The sequence below is a fragment of the Chryseobacterium nakagawai genome (assembly GCF_900637665.1).
GTDB lineage: Bacteria > Bacteroidota > Bacteroidia > Flavobacteriales > Weeksellaceae > Chryseobacterium > Chryseobacterium nakagawai.
Window position 1 is genome coordinate 1239592 of sequence record NZ_LR134386.1, and the last position, 16153, is coordinate 1255744.

At 35.8% G+C, this 16153-nt stretch carries 14 protein-coding genes; 5 read left to right on the forward strand and 9 right to left on the reverse strand.

Annotated elements, in window-relative coordinates; genetic code table 11:
* Positions 1 to 160 precede the first annotated feature (160 nt).
* The 5 genes from EL260_RS05630 to EL260_RS05650 form a co-directional block, all read right to left on the reverse strand.
* Positions 161 to 1036 carry a pirin family protein gene (locus EL260_RS05630; RefSeq protein ID WP_123859231.1) on the reverse strand — a complete coding sequence of 292 codons (876 nt, stop codon included), beginning with the start codon at positions 1034 to 1036 and terminating at the stop codon, positions 161 to 163.
* 125 nt (positions 1037 to 1161) lie between these two features.
* Positions 1162 to 2565, reverse strand: coding sequence for an MFS transporter (locus tag EL260_RS05635; RefSeq protein ID WP_123859232.1), 1404 nt, complete (start codon positions 2563 to 2565; stop codon positions 1162 to 1164).
* Positions 2566 to 2706: 141 nt separating this feature from the next.
* Complete coding sequence (locus EL260_RS05640) at positions 2707 to 3519, reverse strand: hypothetical protein (RefSeq protein WP_123860653.1); 813 nt, start codon at positions 3517 to 3519, stop codon at positions 2707 to 2709.
* Positions 3520 to 3828: 309 nt separating this feature from the next.
* Positions 3829 to 5496 carry an asparagine synthase B gene (gene asnB / locus EL260_RS05645; RefSeq protein WP_123859233.1) on the reverse strand — a complete coding sequence of 556 codons (1668 nt, stop codon included), beginning with the start codon at positions 5494 to 5496 and terminating at the stop codon, positions 3829 to 3831.
* Between the two features lie 750 nt (positions 5497 to 6246).
* Entirely contained in the window at positions 6247 to 7452 is a 1206-nt protein-coding gene (locus EL260_RS05650; protein WP_123859234.1) for an RsmB/NOP family class I SAM-dependent RNA methyltransferase, read from the reverse strand.
* Between the two features lie 402 nt (positions 7453 to 7854).
* Here EL260_RS05650 and EL260_RS05655 point away from each other — a divergent pair, with 402 nt between their 5' ends.
* Positions 7855 to 8199, forward strand: a complete 345-nt coding sequence (locus EL260_RS05655; protein WP_123859235.1) for a zinc ribbon domain-containing protein YjdM — start codon at positions 7855 to 7857, stop codon at positions 8197 to 8199.
* A gap of 319 nt (positions 8200 to 8518) precedes the next feature.
* Here the strand turns inward: EL260_RS05655 and EL260_RS05660 are convergent, their stop codons facing one another.
* On the reverse strand, positions 8519 to 9454 hold the full coding sequence (locus EL260_RS05660) for a sulfate/molybdate ABC transporter ATP-binding protein (RefSeq protein ID WP_123859236.1): 936 nt from the start codon (positions 9452 to 9454) through the stop codon (positions 8519 to 8521).
* Positions 9455 to 9529: 75 nt separating this feature from the next.
* On the opposite strand from EL260_RS05660, the gene EL260_RS05665 reads away from it, so the two are divergent.
* The gene (locus EL260_RS05665) at positions 9530 to 10189 is read left to right on the forward strand and encodes a YceI family protein (RefSeq protein ID WP_123859237.1); all 660 of its coding nucleotides are present in this window, start codon (positions 9530 to 9532) and stop codon (positions 10187 to 10189) included.
* Between the two features lie 127 nt (positions 10190 to 10316).
* Entirely contained in the window at positions 10317 to 11327 is a 1011-nt protein-coding gene (gene pheS / locus EL260_RS05670; protein ID WP_123859238.1) for a phenylalanine--tRNA ligase subunit alpha, read from the forward strand.
* A 273-nt stretch (positions 11328 to 11600) separates the two neighbouring features.
* On the opposite strand, the gene EL260_RS05675 is transcribed toward pheS, so the two are convergent.
* Positions 11601 to 12371, reverse strand: coding sequence for a DUF3108 domain-containing protein (locus EL260_RS05675; RefSeq protein WP_123859239.1), 771 nt, complete (start codon positions 12369 to 12371; stop codon positions 11601 to 11603).
* Positions 12372 to 12522: 151 nt separating this feature from the next.
* On the opposite strand from EL260_RS05675, the gene EL260_RS05680 reads away from it, so the two are divergent.
* Both EL260_RS05680 and EL260_RS05685 read left to right on the forward strand, forming a co-directional pair.
* Positions 12523 to 13578, forward strand: a complete 1056-nt coding sequence (locus EL260_RS05680) for an NAD(P)/FAD-dependent oxidoreductase (RefSeq protein WP_123859240.1) — start codon at positions 12523 to 12525, stop codon at positions 13576 to 13578.
* A 12-nt stretch (positions 13579 to 13590) separates the two neighbouring features.
* Positions 13591 to 13920 (forward strand): 2Fe-2S iron-sulfur cluster-binding family protein, encoded by a 330-nt coding sequence (locus EL260_RS05685; protein WP_045493683.1) that lies wholly within the window; start codon positions 13591 to 13593, stop codon positions 13918 to 13920.
* 75 nt (positions 13921 to 13995) lie between these two features.
* Here EL260_RS05685 and EL260_RS05690 read toward each other — a convergent pair whose 3' ends face one another.
* Together EL260_RS05690 and EL260_RS05695 are read right to left on the reverse strand one after the other, a co-directional pair.
* On the reverse strand, positions 13996 to 14577 hold the full coding sequence (locus EL260_RS05690) for an LOG family protein (RefSeq protein ID WP_123859241.1): 582 nt from the start codon (positions 14575 to 14577) through the stop codon (positions 13996 to 13998).
* Positions 14578 to 14657: 80 nt separating this feature from the next.
* Positions 14658 to 16100 (reverse strand): aminoacyl-histidine dipeptidase, encoded by a 1443-nt coding sequence (locus EL260_RS05695; RefSeq protein WP_123859242.1) that lies wholly within the window; start codon positions 16098 to 16100, stop codon positions 14658 to 14660.
* Positions 16101 to 16153: the final 53 nt, after the last annotated feature.

Consider the following 16153-nt stretch of genomic DNA (forward strand, 5'->3'; position numbering starts at 1 on the left):
TGAGAAATCTTGCTGAGAAAACAAACCTTATAAGTTTCTAAAACCTATAAGGTTCATCTCTCTGCATACCATTAATCTTTAATTTTCACCTGATATAATGATATATAAAGTTAGTAAAAAAGAACTTATTTAAGATTAAGGAAAATTTAATTCTATCCTTTTACTCTTCAAGGTAACCGAATTTTCCGGTATTGAAATCCTCAAAAGCCTGCATAATTTCCTCTCTCGTGTTCATAACAAAAGGTCCGTGAGGAAAGATGGGTTCATTAATAGGCTCTCCACTGATAATTAAAACAATAGAATCTTCCTGTGCCTCTATCGTAAAGTTTTCTCCCTCATTTTTAAACAGTGCAAAATGATCTGCTTTAACCTGTTCTTCTCCATTGATGGTTATACTTCCTTCAATCACCAAAGCTGCTGTATTAAAGTGGGCAGGAAAATTAAATTCTGCTTTACCACCAGCCTTAAGCTTTGCATTCATCATGTGAATAGGAGTGAAGGTGAAGGCTGGACCTTTATTTCCGTTATATTCTCCTGCAATCACTTCTATAAAACCATTTTCGGCAAGGTCAACTCTTTCCATCTTAGAGTTTTCAATCGCTTGGTATTTTGGGGTACTCATCTTATCTTTTGCCGGAAGGTTTACCCAAAGCTGAACCATTTGAAAAATTCCACCTTCTTTTGCCCATTCTGTTTCGTGATATTCTTTATGAAGAACTCCTTTGGCAGCTGTCATCCATTGTACATCACCTTCTCCGATAATACCACCGCCTCCAGCACTGTCATGATGTTCTACTTTGCCGCTATAAGCTATGGTTACGGTTTCAAAACCTCTGTGTGGATGAACTCCTACACCTCTTGGTCTTTCAGAACCATTGAAATGAAATTTTGAATTATAATCAAGCATAATGAACGGGTCCATTCTTTTCATATCTAATCCTTGTACACCAGGAATAAAATTATGAACTCTAAAACCGTCACCTACAAAGTGTGCAGGTCTTGGAGATACTACTATTTCTACTTTTTTAGTTGTCATAATATTGTTGATTTTATGTAAACAAAAATACCATACTTATAAAGCAAATGCATTGACCTGTGATAAGTTCGTATAGTAGGAAAAAGGGAGATTGTAAAAAGGTTGATAAAGCTAATAAACCTTAATTAGTCTTCCTTAGATTTCATATTCTTTCCATCCGAAATGTGTAACCTTCTAAACACGAAACCTGATAGAATTGTTAATATTCCTACAGTAAGAAAAGTATACCGGAAAGCATTATGCGTTTCCCCTTTGATGAGGTCAGAGTTTTCAAATATTTTTAAAACAATCAATCCAAAGGCAATTCCGAAACCGATGGCGAGCTGCTGATTAACAGATATTAAAGAGTTGCCACTACTGGTCTGAAAATTCCGGAGATCAGCAATGGAAATTGTATTCATAGAAGTAAACTGAATAGAGTTGAAAAATCCCAGAACAGCAATAATAGGAACGAACCAATATAATGAAGTATTGATATCTGGAATAGCCAGCATACAGATCAGGGTTCCAATGATAAATGTATTAACCATTAATGTTTGCCGGTAACCATATTTATCCAGAATTTTAATGACAGATGACTTTCCGAATATAGCCGTCAGCGCCATCGGAGCAATGATCCATCCTGAAGTTACAGCAGATTGTTTATAAGCAATCTGAATCATAAGCGGAAGCAATAATGGAACTGAACTGATTCCTAGTCTTGTAGCCAGATTCCCTACAATTCCCACCCTGAAAGTTCTGACCTGAAACAGGTTGAGAGGAAAAATAGGGTGCCCTTCTTTTTTTGCATGTTTATAGTAATAATAAAGAAACAGGAATCCAAGGATAAATACAATGAGGACCGGAGTAATATTCTGCATATTCCCAAAAAGTTCTAATGAAATGGAAAGCAGGAGAGAGGCTGCTGCAAAGATTAAGAATCCCTTAAAGTCAAAGTCAACATCATCAGATTTATAATCAGGCATAAATTTTAATCCTAAAATAATTCCTAAAAAACCAATCGGAATATTGATGAGGAATATCCAGTGCCAGGACAGGTAATCAACCATGTAACCTCCTACTAATGGTCCAAGAACAGGTCCGATAAGTGCAGGAATAATAGCAAAGTTCATCGCCTTAAGCAATTCACTCTTATCAAAGGTTTTAATGAGCGCTAGCTTTCCAACCGGAGTCATCAAACTTCCTCCGACTCCCTGAATAACCCTTGAAATAACAAGATGAGTGAGATTTTGGGATAAAGAACAAAACAAAGAACCCAAACTGAATAATACCAACGAGAAAATGAATACTTTTTTAGTTCCGAAGCGGTCTGCCAAAAATCCACTTGCAGGCATGAAAACCGCTAAGGTCAATACATAACTGATGATGGCATTTTGCATGTTCAGCGGAGATTCGTGAAGATCTTTTGCAATGGAGGGTAAAGAAGTATTCAGGATGGTAGAATCCAGCATTTGCATGAAAATAGCAGTAGCCAGAATCAATGGGAGAATTTTCTTTATGGATACCTGTTGAGGGCTTGTTTCTGTCATTTCGTATAGGCTGGAATATTCAATAAAGTTCCAGGCTTATTTTATTTGAAGAAAGTGCTTGCTTTAAGCAGTTTGATTCTTAGATCAAGAAATCCATATAAAATTAAAAAAGTCCTGCGAAATATCACAGGACTTTTTGATTTATTTTTTAGGCTTTTCTACTCCTTTCCATTCATCACCGGCTTTTCTATACTGGCTCAAAGTGAAATTTTTGAAATCCTTGGTTTTGTATTCAATATTATCGGTATTCTGCTCAAAAGGCATGATATAATAATATTCTATATCTGTTTTATCGGTCTTGTTTCCTTTTTTTACAGTCGGAACATATTTTGAAAACTTATAGCTTGGAAGATATTGTCTTAATCTGGTGTAGAATGATTTGTCATCTTTTTCACTAGGAATAATATCTACAATATTCAAATCATCTTTTTTCTTATCTACCCAAAGATAATAAGTCTTTTCTTCTCCTAAATTTCTGTTGAAAGAATTGAAGGCAAACAATTCTTTTGGAACCAATTCTTTGATTTTTTCAGGATCAACCTTTGTATAGAATTGTCCTTTTGAAGGGTCAACATACGTTTCAAGGTTGTACATTAATACAGAATTGTTCTCAAAATTCTTGTTCTTGAAGTATTGATTTAAAGATAATTCTGCAGTAGCTCTAAGCTCTTTATCTCTTTTATCCAGTTTTTTTGTTGGATTCTGAGGATTTACTTTTTTTACGAATTCATATAATACTACAGGCTTTATATCCTTAAGGTGAGGATAGGTTTTAAGCTGCTCAGCTTTTACCAGCCAGTAAAACTGTTGATAATAATCATCCTTATCAGCATCTTTCACGCTTTTATATGCTAAAGCAAGCTTTTTTGAGTTCAGATATTTGCCATATTTTCCCTGTCCAAAAGCAAAACTGATAGATAATAAGGCAAACAAAACAGTAAGGTTTCTTCTCATTTTTTTATAATTGATATTTTCGTTTTCCAAATATAATTATTTATTAGATATTATTTTTGATTGTCAGTTAAATTGTGCCATATTGTTATTGTTAATTCAAAAAATAATCCTGTATTGCTACAGGATTAATAAATTATTGTGGTAGTAGTTACAAAGAAGAGGTATAAGTATATGATTTAAATATTAAATTTTAATCGTGAATTGCTGCTGACTATAAAAATTAACAAGCGCAGAGAATTGACTATTCATCATGCACAAATTGACCTCCAGCTTTTCACCTCGCATCTCCATTATCTCGAACCCCAACCTCTAATAGGAAGTTTCGTGCACTTTCACTGCTCTTCCGCTTGGATCATTCATCTTTTTGAAAGCTTCGTCCCATTCCAGGGCAATAGGAGTAGAGCAGGCTACTGAAGGAACAGATGGAACAGTGGCTGCTGCGGTCTCACTAGGGAAATGCTCTTCAAAAATAGTTCTGTATCGGTATTCCTCCTTATTTTGTGGAGTGTTTAACGGGAATCTGAACCTTGCGTTAACCATCATCTCATCGGTAACCTCTTTTTCAGCAACTTCTTTTAGAGTATCAATCCATGAATATCCTACACCATCTGAAAACTGCTCTTTTTGTCTCCATGCAATAGAGGCGGGAAGAATATCTTCAAAAGCTTTTCTTAGTACCCATTTTTCAATTTTCCCTTCAGCCACCTGTATCATTTTATCTTGTGGGTTAAGGGTCATGGCAATATCCATAAATTCTTTGTCAAGGAAAGGGACCCTTCCTTCTATTCCCCAGCTCATTAAAGCTTTATTAGCTCTCAGACAGTCATACAAGTGAAGTTTCCCAAGTTTTCTTACTGTTTCATCATGAAATTCTTTAGCATTAGGAGCTTTATGGAAGTACAGATATCCCCCAAATAGTTCATCTGAACCTTCTCCGGATAATACCATTTTAATTCCCATTGATTTGATGACCCTTGCTAAAAGATACATCGGGGTAGATGCTCTGATGGTGGTTACATCATAAGTTTCCAGATGATAAATTACATCACGTATCGCATCCAATCCCTCCTGGACTGTAAAGTTGACTTCATGGTGAACAGATCCGATATGTTCCGCTGCTTTTTGTGCTGCAGCTAAATCAGGAGACCCTACAAGTCCTACTGCAAAACTGTGAAGTCTTGGATACCATGCTTCCTGAGTGTCTCCGCTTTCAATTCTTTGTCTTGCAAACTTGGCTGTGATAGCAGAAATAACAGAAGAGTCTAGTCCTCCTGAAAGCAATACACCATAAGGAACGTCACTCATCAGTTGTCTGTGAACAGCGTCTTCAAGTCCCTTTCTTAGTTTGTCAATATCAGTTTCGTTCTCTTTCACATGGTCAAAACTTTCCCATTCTCTGGTGTACCATTGCTGAAGTTCAGCCCCGTCTTTGCTGTATACCAAATGTCCTGGTAAGAAGGTTTCAATCTTTTTGCATATGCCTTCCAATGCTTTTAGTTCAGAAGCTACATAATAGTTTCCGTTCTTATCCCACCCCTGATAAAGAGGGCAGATTCCCATATGATCGCGGGCAATCAGGTAAACATCATTTTCAGTATCATACAATGCAAATGCGAAAATACCGTTCAGTTTTTCCACAAAGTCTTTTCCGTATTTTCTGTATAGCGCCAGAATAACCTCACAATCAGATTGAGTCTGAAATTCATAATCAGGAAATTCTTCTTTTAATTCTCTATGGTTGTAGATTTCACCGTTTACAGCTAATACTACTTTCCCGTCTTTAGTAAATAAAGGTTGCTTTCCGGATGTTGGATCTACAATGGCTAATCTTTCGTGAGAGAAGACTACTTTCTCATCCTGAAAGACCCCACTCCAATCTGGTCCTCTGTGACGGATCTTTTTTGACATTTCCAAAACCTGAGGCCTTAATATCTCAGTTTTTTGCTTGGCATCGAATAAACATACAATTCCACACATATTTTTATTATTTATGAGACAAAAGTAAAAGGGATGTTTATAAATAACAATGAAAAATATGTATAAGTTTATATTTTTAATTAAATAATTTATTTTAAATAATAAAATTAACTATTATCGAAAATTTATATGTTTTTGATTGATTTTTTTCGTTGGGCTAAAGTTAATCTAATCTCTATACGAAATAAAAATGACATATTTCTTAATATATGATAATTTATTATGCAAACTTTAGCCCTTACTTTGTGGCTCGAAATAATTTTTTTTCATCATTTGTGTTTTTACCTTCTTGCAATTCTCATGCAAGAAGGTTTTGTTTTTATAGGCTTTTAATACGCTATTGCCAGTAAGAAAATAAAATTTTCTTACTAACTATACTATTCAGACTTTAAAATGATTTTTCCTGCTTTAAAAATAAGAGGAACTAACATTATCAGCCGGTTATTTAATTGAATAATCGTTTTGTGAATGGTTTTCGATGATAAGAACTGATATGCTGGCTTCCATTAACCTATATAGAAAACAGGCAAAGTAAAAAGGCAGTCAAAAAAGGTAAGTTCAGTTCTTGTATTTATACTATAATCTACTGTAGGTCATTTATGTTGACAAATATCCCTACAGCATCAAAACGGTTAATCTATTCTATAGGGTTAGTAGAGAACAGAATAGGAATGTTACATATTGGTCTAAAAAAACAAAAAAACTACCCCTCGGAGTAGTTTTTAATTTGTAATTGTATTGTAAAATCAATTAAGAAATTCTTTCAATCAATGCCATATAAAATCCATCGTATCCTTCGCTAGGCATTACCTTTTCATCCTTAATCATTTTGAATCCAGGGTTATTTTTAAGAAATTCTTCTACCTGCAGGTTATTTTCAGAAGGTAGAATAGAACATGTTGCATACACCATCTTTCCTCCTTTTTTAAGAATTTTAGAATAATCCTGAAGAATCTGCTGTTGTTCTTTTTTGATTCTATCAATAAAGTCCTGATCAATTTTCCATTTACTGTCCGGATTTCTTTTCAATACTCCAAGACCTGAACATGGGGCGTCAATTAATAATCTGTCTGCTTTATCGTGAAGACGCTTAATCACTTTGTTGTCAGAAATCATACGGGTTTCAATATTGTGGGCTCCGGCTCTTTTAGCACGACGCTTTAATTCAGCTAATTTCCATTCGAAAATATCTAAAGCTATAATCTGACCCTTATTTCCCATTAGTGCTGCCAGGTGAAGTGTTTTTCCTCCGGCACCTGCACAGGCATCCACCACTCTTTGCCCCTCTTTTACATCAAGGAAATATCCGATCTTCTGAGAAGAAGCATCCTGAACTTCAAACAATCCTTCTTTAAAGGCTGTGGTAAGAAAAACGTTCTTTTTCTCCTCCAGCTGTACTGCATCAGGATAGTTTTTAATAGGAAAAGAAACTACTCCTTCATCTGAAAGGTCAGAAATAAGCTCCTTTGTTGTTGTCTTTAATGAATTTGTTCTTAAAACAGTATGAGCCTGTTCATTTAACGCAATCATTTCTCTTTCCCAGTGAGCACCTAATTCTTTTTCCATAGTTTCCGCTAACCAGTCTGGGATAGAATGTTCAATTGCTTTTGTAGGAACTGTATTCTTTTTAAGCTTGGTAAGAATGTCCGCAATCTTAATTCCGTCAAACTCCTCAAACTTTTTATAATTGGTCTTGCTCCAAAGAAGGTAAGCAATGATAAGTTTATAAATATTGTTAGGTTTTACCCCTTCGCCCATGTAGTATTCAAGGCGTTTTTTCCAACGGATAATATTGTAGAAAATCTCAGAAACAACGGCTCTGTCCTGGCTTCCCCATTTTTTGTTTGCCTTTAAAAGTCTTTCAATAACTTTATCGGCATACTTGTTTTTTTCAAAAAATGTTTCTTGTAAGGCATCGTGAATCCCGATAGCCAAGTTTCTGTGAATAAGTTCCATAAATTTGCTTCGCTGTTTGAATCTGCAAAAATACGAATTAAAGTTGAGAGTTGAGGTTTGAGTTGGAGAGTTTGAGATTTACAGGGTTGAGATGAAATGATAGAAATAAATCTTAATGTTGAATTTGTAAATGTTTTTCTGAAAATTTATATTTTTTTATTCAGTTACAACAATTTTTCATTCAGAGATTTTTGAACTCATATATTTGCTTACATGAAATGTCTTTACGAACAAAATGTATGTGGTTCATCAATATACTTTATTTTCTTTACAGTTACCTTATCTAAGACGTAGTAATTCACTTGTTGGTGTAAAGTAGATGAGTGTTTATTGTCTACTATACTGGCCTTTATCTCTTGACTTTAACCTTGAAAAAGCCCTACCTTTGCAAAAAATTAAAATATGAGTGATACAATACTTTGTCCGAAATGTAGCTCCGAGTTTACTTATCCGAGCGACAACATGATGGTTTGTTCTCAGTGTTTCTACGAATGGAATCCTGAAGAAGCAGCTTCTGAAGCAGCAAACGAGGGAAAAATATTAGACTCTAACGGAAATGAGCTTCAGGATGGGGATTCTGTAGTGGTGGTAAAAGATCTTCCTGTAAAAGGAGCACCAAAACCGGTAAAAGCTGGAACTAAAGTGAAAAATATCCGCTTAAGACCAGGAAGCGATCATAATATCGACTGCAAAATTGATGGGTTCGGAGCAATGGCTTTAAAATCGGAATTTGTAAAGAAAGCATAATTACAATGACCTTTTACTATGGGCTAAAGGTCATAAAAAAAGGAAAAAATTGGACAGAGTAATCTTTCAATAGACTTAATTGCAAGATTGCTAATGTCCGTCTAAAAGGCAGAAAGAGAAATAACCAATAATTTCCTTATGCTGTGGAAATACAAATGTAAGAAAAAGTTTAATAACAGATTCTTATGTTTGTATTTTTTTTGTTGATAAATGTAAGGGAATGTATGAGTTATGTACTTTTTTAGAAGGTGGGAAGGCTGGTGGAGCTGAGGCTGCTGAGGCTTAAATATTACCCATTGGCGATCTCAATTCTCTTCGATTAAGTAAATGAAATATTCACAAAATCATGTAGTTTTTCATCAGTGTACATTACCAATTCCTTATTCTTTGCTTTGATTTTATTCCAATGGTAATTTCCTGCAAATCTGCTTTCCAAAACCTCGGCTTCAAGACCGTTTTTAGAAACCTTTATTCCTTTTGGATAATAGAAAAATTTTGAAAGCTGGAAATCTGCTGCTTCAGATTCACTGAAGATATTCACTTCTCCAAATAATTTGGCAACATAAGAATTGTATGGGTTTTTGTAGGTTTCTTCCGGACTGTTATTTTGAATGAGCCTTCCATTCTGAAGGATAACAATCTGATCCAGCCATGGCATAATGTCCTGGAGTTCGTGGGTAGAAATAATCAGAGAGATCTGATGTTCCTTTACATATCGGAAAAGTCTTTCTCTAAGCTCAATCTTTCTTGGAAAATCAAGATTACTGAAAGGCTCATCAAGGATAAGTAGTTTAGGTAAAACGGACAGTGCTCTAGCAATAGCAACCCTTTGTTGCTGCCCGCCACTTAAATATTTAGGAAGTACGTCAGCAAACTCCTGAAGTCCTACTACTTCCAGAAGTTCCATAACGGTTTCTCTTTTCTTGGTTAAATTGATATTCGAAATAAATTTACCCACATTTTCAGCAACAGTAGCATAAGGCATAAGGTCAAAATTCTGTGCTACAAACTTCATTTCAGCTTCTCCGGGAACAAGGTTTCCCTTGGGACCCAATAGTTTGGCTCCATTAAAAAAAATATCTCCGCTTTCCCAATCAAGCAGGCCATATATCAGGTTTAAAAGGGTAGATTTTCCACATCCACTTTCTCCTGCCAGGGCAATGATTTTATTAGCCTCAAATCTTAAATTAAGGTTTTGAAACAACGGTTTTTCTTTGGTGTGGGAGAAGAATAAATTATTTATTTCTAAAAGCATATTACAAATGTAAGGTTTTTATGAAAACATAATTTTTTTTATTATATTAGCGGGAGTAATAAAAATAAATCAAAAATGAGAAAAAAACTGTTTTCGTTAGCTATTCCTGCTTTATTCGTTGCTGCTGTAATGGTTTCTTGTAAAAAAGACAAACCGCTTACCAGTGAAGGTAATGAGGTGACTACAACCAAGGATGGTAACCAGTACACTTTGGATACGCTAAACAGTAAGGTTGAATGGAAAGGATACAAAGTATTTAAATCTGAGAATACGAGTCATTTCGGAACCATTAGGTTTGAAAGCGGAGATGTAACAGTGAAGGATGGAAAACTGGAAAGCGGTAAATTTGTTGCTGATATGAATTCCCTGACCTCTGTAGACTTGAAAGACAGTCCTGATGATATGGGTAAATTAAACGGTCATCTTAAGAGTGGTGATTTCTTTGAAGTAGAAAAATTCCCAACAGCTTCTTATGAAATTACAAAAGTTACTCCTGTTACAGAAGGTGATTATAATACTCTTTTGGATGGTAATTTAACCATTAAAGGAATTACTAAGCCGGTTCAGTTTAAAGCTAATGTTTCCGTGAAAAACGGAGAAGTAAGTGTAGCTACTGAGCCTAAGGATATCAAAAGAGAAGAGTTTGGCGTGAAGTTCCAGGCTCCTGCTGAAAACGGAGTGATTAAAGATGAGGTAACTCTTCAGATCAACGTTAAAGCCTTAGAAAAGAAATAATTTTTTTATTTAAGTGAAATAAGTGATTGAAGTCTGCCTCCCGAAAAAGAGGCAGATTTTTTTATGACGGACCTATTATTCAACTTAAAAGTCGTATTTTTGCAAAACATTTTGAAAGGGTAAAATAATGATAGAAAAGATAGAAGAACTACTGATCGAAGTAAACGGCTTCAATGCTACCTCTAAGGAAGAGATCGAAAACTTCCGTATCAAGTACAACGGTAAAAAAGGAGTTCTGAATGATTTTTTTGAAAAATTTAAAGAAGTTCCTAACGACCAGAAGAAAGAATTCGGACAGAAGATCAATACTTTGAAGCAGGCTGTTGCTGTGAAACTGGAAGACTTGAAAAGTACTTCTGCATCTTCTGTTGTAGTAGAAAAAGAAGATCTTACAAGACCTGCATTTCCATTAGATCTGGGATCAAGACACCCGATCAACCTGGTTAAAAACAGAATTATTGACATCTTTAAATCCATTGGATTTGCTGTTGCTGATGGTCCTGAGATTGAAGATGACTGGCATAACTTCACCGCATTGAACCTTCCGGAATATCATCCAGCAAGAGATATGCAGGATACGTTCTTTATTGAGCAAAATCCGGATATTCTTTTAAGAACGCATACTTCTTCTGTACAGACTCGTTTTATGGAAGAAAATCAGCCGCCTATCAGAATTTTATCCCCTGGAAGAGTATTCAGAAATGAAGCCATTTCTTCACGTTCTCACTGTATCTTCCACCAGATTGAAGGATTATATATTGATGAGAATGTGAGCTTTGCAGACTTAAAGCAAACGATTCAGTTCTTTACCACTGAACTTTTCGGAAAGTCTAAAATCAGAATGAGACCTTCTTACTTCCCGTTCACTGAGCCAAGTGCTGAGATTGATGTGTATTGGGGATTAAACTCTGAAACTGACTATAGAATCACAAAAGGAACAGGTTGGTTAGAAATCATGGGTTGTGGTATGGTAGATCCTGCGGTATTGAAGAATGTAAATATTGATTCTGAGAAATATTCAGGATATGCATTCGGAATGGGTATTGAAAGAATTACCATGCTTCTTTACCAAATGAGCGACATCAGAATGTTCTTTGAAAATGATATAAGAACCTTGGAACAATTTAAGACATTATAAAAATAAACCTCCGGAGCTCCGGAGGTTTTTGTTTTTAATTACTGACCTAAGAAACAAAACGTAATTAAAAACTGATCTTATTGAAAAATTTACACGTGTCTGTTTCTTATATCCATACTTCGGGTACGCTAGGGATCCAAACGAAGTATTGACATGGCAGCCTCATTGCTGCTTCTATTAGTAAGACAATCTGTATTTGGAATCTATTACATTCAAAATAAAAAATGTCTGTAAAAATTACAGACATTGATTCTTTAAAAAATTGGTATACGTTTACTTAGTAAATTTTAAAGGATATTTTACGTTTTTGTAATCATCAATACTTGCTTTAAGAGACCCTACGGCTAATTCAGCTTTCAAAAGCATTGGCAGGTGGTTGGCATCATTGGAAACCCACATGGTTACCCCTTCTTTTTCTTTGAAAACCCTTCCGCTTTTTACAGACGGAATAATTTTTAAACAATTGATCGTACCGAATTTTGTCTTTAAATTCTCAGTTCCTGTCACTTTAAGCTGAAAAGGGAACATTTCATCATCAATCCATACATTCATATTGATTACTGTTCCTACTTTTAATTCATCCGGGCTTTTGCTTCGCAGATAATAGAAACAGGAAAGCATATCCTGAACACCTTTCACAGATTTGATAACCTTTGAGCCATTGGCCGGCGTTTTCTTATCCGTTAAAATTAAAGTATTGTTGTCGTGATTAAAAGCGGTTTCAAAATGCTGACGGTAGCTTCCTTCACGTACATTTCGAACATAGTAGCTAGGTAATCCGCTTGCGCTATCAATAAAACTTTCATAGAGATCTTCTACTTTGAAGAAAGCCTTTACTGCACCTGTAGTTTGCCCGGTACCTTTTACATAAAGATGAGGAGCGCCTTTATAAGTAGTCTTTTTAGTAGTAAGATTGGCGGTTCCGGCATTTAAGAAGCCATAGTGGATTCTAAGGGTGATGGATTCGCCGTCTGCGATGTTATCAATCTGGGCAGAGCCTAAAAAGAATATAAATACTGCAAAAAGGTTTAAAATTTTCTTCATGATAAGACATTTACAAAAACATTGCCAAATTTAATATCTTAAATAATAGATATTTGACAAATCTCAGGTTTTTATTTAGAATCAATTAAATATGCTTCGCATTAAAATTAGTAAATTTGCAGTTACATGTATAATTAAATTATCTTAAATTATGATAACCACTGATATATTGATCATAGGTGCAGGGCCTACAGGGCTTTTTGCCGTTTTTGAAGCAGGTCTTTTAAAAATGAAGTGCCACATTATTGACGCACTTCCACAACCGGGAGGGCAATTGGCTGAACTTTATCCGAAGAAACCTATTTTTGATATTCCGGGGTATCCTTCAGTAAACGCTGGAGAATTAGTGGATAATTTGATGGAGCAGATCAAGCAGTTTCAACCTGGATTTACATTGGGAGAAACAGCCGTTTCTTACACAAAAGTAGATGATGAGTGGTTTGAAGTGGTTACTAACAAAGGAACTGTTCACAGATGTAAGGCGATTGCTATTGCAGGTGGATTGGGAACTTTTGAGCCTAGAAAACCTACGTTCGAAAATGTAGCTGATTATGAAGAGAAAGGGCTGGAGTATTTCGTGAAAGAACCTGAGCACTTCAGAAATAAAAAAGTAGTGATTGCCGGAGGCGGAGATTCTGCCCTTGACTGGAGTATTTTCCTTTCTAATGTAGCCAGCGAAGTTACTTTGATCCACAGAAGAAATGAGTTCAGAGGAGCTTTGGATTCTGTAGAAAAAGTTCAGGATCTGAAAAACCAGGGAAAAATCAAGTTGATTACTCCTGCTGAAGTAACTGGTATCAGAGGAGATGGAAAAGTAGAAGCAATTACTGTACAAAAAGATGGTGAGGATGCTTTTGAAATTGAAACAGATTACTTTATTCCATTATTCGGATTAACTCCAAAATTGGGTGAGATCGGAAATTGGGGACTGAATATCGAGAAGAATGCCATTGTTGTAAACAATGCTCTGGATTATCAGACTAACATTGATGGTATCTATGCAATCGGAGATATCAACACATATCCTGGAAAGCTGAAGTTGATTCTTTGTGGTTTCCACGAAGCAACTTTAATGTGTCAAAGTGTTTACAACAGATTGAATCCTGGTAAGAAATTCGTACTAAAATATACTACTGTAAGTGGAGTAGACGGGTTTGACGGAAGCCGTAAAGAAGCAGAGAAGGCTGTTGTGAAAAAAATTGACTAATTTTGCAGAATTATGTCAGATATTAATATTAAAATCACCGACAGAGAAGGTGTAACCCACGATGTTATTGCTCCAACGGATATGTCCATGAACTTAATGGAGATTATCCGTTCCTATGAATTGGCTGAAGAAGGTACTATTGGTGTATGCGGCGGAATGGCGATGTGTGCTTCATGCCAGGTTTATGTAATCAATGATCCTGGTCTGGAACCAATGGGAGATGAAGAAGATGCTATGCTTGCTGAAGCTTTCCATGTGAAAGATAATAGCCGATTAGGCTGCCAGCTGCATATTGCAGATGCCATGGAAGGGCTTGAAGTGGAAATTGCTCCTTATCCTTAGAAAATATTTTTTAATCTTAATAAGAAACCCGTTCGAATTTTTCGAACGGGTTTTTGTTTTTATTTTATCAAGAGGTTATATTTCCTCCTTAGAAATCCACTTTCCAACGGTGGGAGCCTGGTAATTTTTCATTTTTTCAAGCAATTCATCTATATGATCACTGATCAAGAGCATATCTCTGTTCACCTGTTTTAAAAATCCTTTATGCACCATATTTTGAATCAGATTGATTAGATCATCATAAAATCCATCAATATTCAGAACTGCGATAGGTTTTTGATGAAGACCAAGCTGTGCCCAGGTAATCATTTCGAAGAACTCTTCCAACGTTCCGTAGCCGCCGGGAAGAACGATTACACCATCACAAAGCTCACTCATTTTGGTTTTTCTTTCGTGCATGGTTTCTACGAGAACCAGCTCAGTAAGGCTTTTATGGGCAATTTCCTTAGCCTGTAAAAAATGAGGAAGAACACCGGTTACCTTTCCGTTTTCGCTTAATGCTCCATTGGCTATTGTTCCCATCAAACCTGTTTCCGAGCCGCCGTAAATGAGTTGGATATTTTGTTTTGCCAATGTTTGACCAAGCAAGAATGCCTGTTCTTCATAGATTGTATCTGTGCCGAAACTTGAACCACAGAATACTGTAATACTTTTCATATTTTAAATGTCTTAATGGTTTAAATTAAAATATCCAAAATCATAAGACTTTGGATATTCAATATAGTTATTTTATTATTCTATTTCTGAGGAATATTCGCTAAAATATCTTTCAGGAAGCTCCAGAATTTCTGAGCTGATGGAATATTTGCTTTCTCATCAGGAGAGTGTGCTCCTCTGATGGTAGGACCAAAACTTACCATTTCCATTTCAGGATAGTTAGCTCCAATGATACCACATTCTAAACCTGCATGGCAAGCTACTACATGAGGTTTCTCATTGAACTTCTCTGTATAGATCTTTTCCATGATCTGTACGATTTCAGACCCTGGTCTAGGTTTCCATCCTGGGTATGAACCGCTGAATACTACATTCATTCCAGCTAATTCTGCTACAGATTTCAATTGTTCTGCAGTAGAATACTTAGAAGAGTCTACTGAAGATCTTGTAAGGTTAAGAATCTTCAATTCCCCACCTTTCAATTCAACTCTAGCTACGTTGTTGGATGCTTCTACAAGATCTGCTACATCCGGGCTCATTCTGTATACTCCGTTATGAAGAGCTTTTAAAGTAAGGATTACTTTTTTAGAATCACCTTCGGAAATCGCTTTATCAGAAGACGTAGAGTTTTCAATATTGATTTGAAGACCTGCTTCTACAGTTGCAAATTCTTCTAAAATTTCTTTTTTAAGAGCAGTGGCATCTTCAATGAATTCCTGTGCATTTCTTACAGAGATGACAGCAACCCCTTCTCTTGGAATAGCGTTTCTTAATCCACCACCATCAATAGATATGAGTTCTATATTTTGTTTTTCTATTCCTTTGTAAAGAAGTCTTCCTAAGATGATGTTTGCATTTCCGAAACCTTTATGGATATCCATTCCTGAGTGGCCTCCCTGTAACCCTTTCACTTCAATTCTTACCACTTGCCCTTTCGCAGCTTCTGTTGCATAGTTTTGAGTGATGGTCACATCAACACCTCCTGCGCAACCGATGTCAATTTCATCATCTTCTTCTGTATCAAGGTTTAATAGGATTTCTCCTGTAAGCTGTCCTGGCTTTAAACCGATAGCCCCAGTCATTCCTGTCTCTTCATCAATAGTGAATAAAGCTTCTAGTGCAGGGTGAGGAATATCAGAACTTTCAAGGATAGACATAATGGTAGCTACTCCTAAACCGTTATCAGCTCCTAGAGTGGTTCCTTTTGCTTTTACCCAATCTCCATCAATTTCCATTTTGATTCCTTCTGTTTCGAAATCAAAATTAACGTCATTGTTTTTCTGGCAAACCATATCCAAATGTGACTGAAGTACAATAGATTTACGGTTTTCCATTCCTGCAGTGGCAGGTTTTTTAATAATTACGTTTCCTACTTCGTCTACAGTAGTTTCTAACCCTAAATTTTCACCAAATCCTTTGATGAAAGCAATTACTTTTTCCTCTTTTTTAGATGGTCTGGGAACTGCATTTAATTTGGAAAAGTTTTTCCAGATTATTTGCGGTTCTATAGTAGATAATTCCATTGAAATTTATTTTTCTCAAATTTACAAAATAAAAAATGCTTCCGTGGGATACA

Bases quoted from the DNA above. Each gene is read 5' to 3' on its own strand.
- EL260_RS05630 (WP_123859231.1), bottom strand. From the start codon at position 1,036: ATGACAACTAAAAAAGTAGAAATAGTAGTATCTCCAAGACCTGCACAC.
- EL260_RS05635 (WP_123859232.1), bottom strand. From the start codon at position 2,565: ATGACAGAAACAAGCCCTCAACAGGTATCCATAAAGAAAATTCTCCCA.
- EL260_RS05640 (WP_123860653.1), bottom strand. From the start codon at position 3,519: ATGAGAAGAAACCTTACTGTTTTGTTTGCCTTATTATCTATCAGTTTT.
- asnB (WP_123859233.1), bottom strand. From the start codon at position 5,496: ATGTGTGGAATTGTATGTTTATTCGATGCCAAGCAAAAAACTGAGATA.
- EL260_RS05650 (WP_123859234.1), bottom strand. From the start codon at position 7,452: ATGGAACTTATTCACAGAAACTTGGCTATCGGGATTCACGATGCCTTA.
- EL260_RS05655 (WP_123859235.1), top strand. From the start codon at position 7,855: ATGAGTGATACAATACTTTGTCCGAAATGTAGCTCCGAGTTTACTTAT.
- EL260_RS05660 (WP_123859236.1), bottom strand. From the start codon at position 9,454: ATGCTTTTAGAAATAAATAATTTATTCTTCTCCCACACCAAAGAAAAA.
- EL260_RS05665 (WP_123859237.1), top strand. From the start codon at position 9,530: ATGAGAAAAAAACTGTTTTCGTTAGCTATTCCTGCTTTATTCGTTGCT.
- pheS (WP_123859238.1), top strand. From the start codon at position 10,317: ATGATAGAAAAGATAGAAGAACTACTGATCGAAGTAAACGGCTTCAAT.
- EL260_RS05675 (WP_123859239.1), bottom strand. From the start codon at position 12,371: ATGAAGAAAATTTTAAACCTTTTTGCAGTATTTATATTCTTTTTAGGC.
- EL260_RS05680 (WP_123859240.1), top strand. From the start codon at position 12,523: ATGATAACCACTGATATATTGATCATAGGTGCAGGGCCTACAGGGCTT.
- EL260_RS05685 (WP_045493683.1), top strand. From the start codon at position 13,591: ATGTCAGATATTAATATTAAAATCACCGACAGAGAAGGTGTAACCCAC.
- EL260_RS05690 (WP_123859241.1), bottom strand. From the start codon at position 14,577: ATGAAAAGTATTACAGTATTCTGTGGTTCAAGTTTCGGCACAGATACA.
- EL260_RS05695 (WP_123859242.1), bottom strand. From the start codon at position 16,100: ATGGAATTATCTACTATAGAACCGCAAATAATCTGGAAAAACTTTTCC.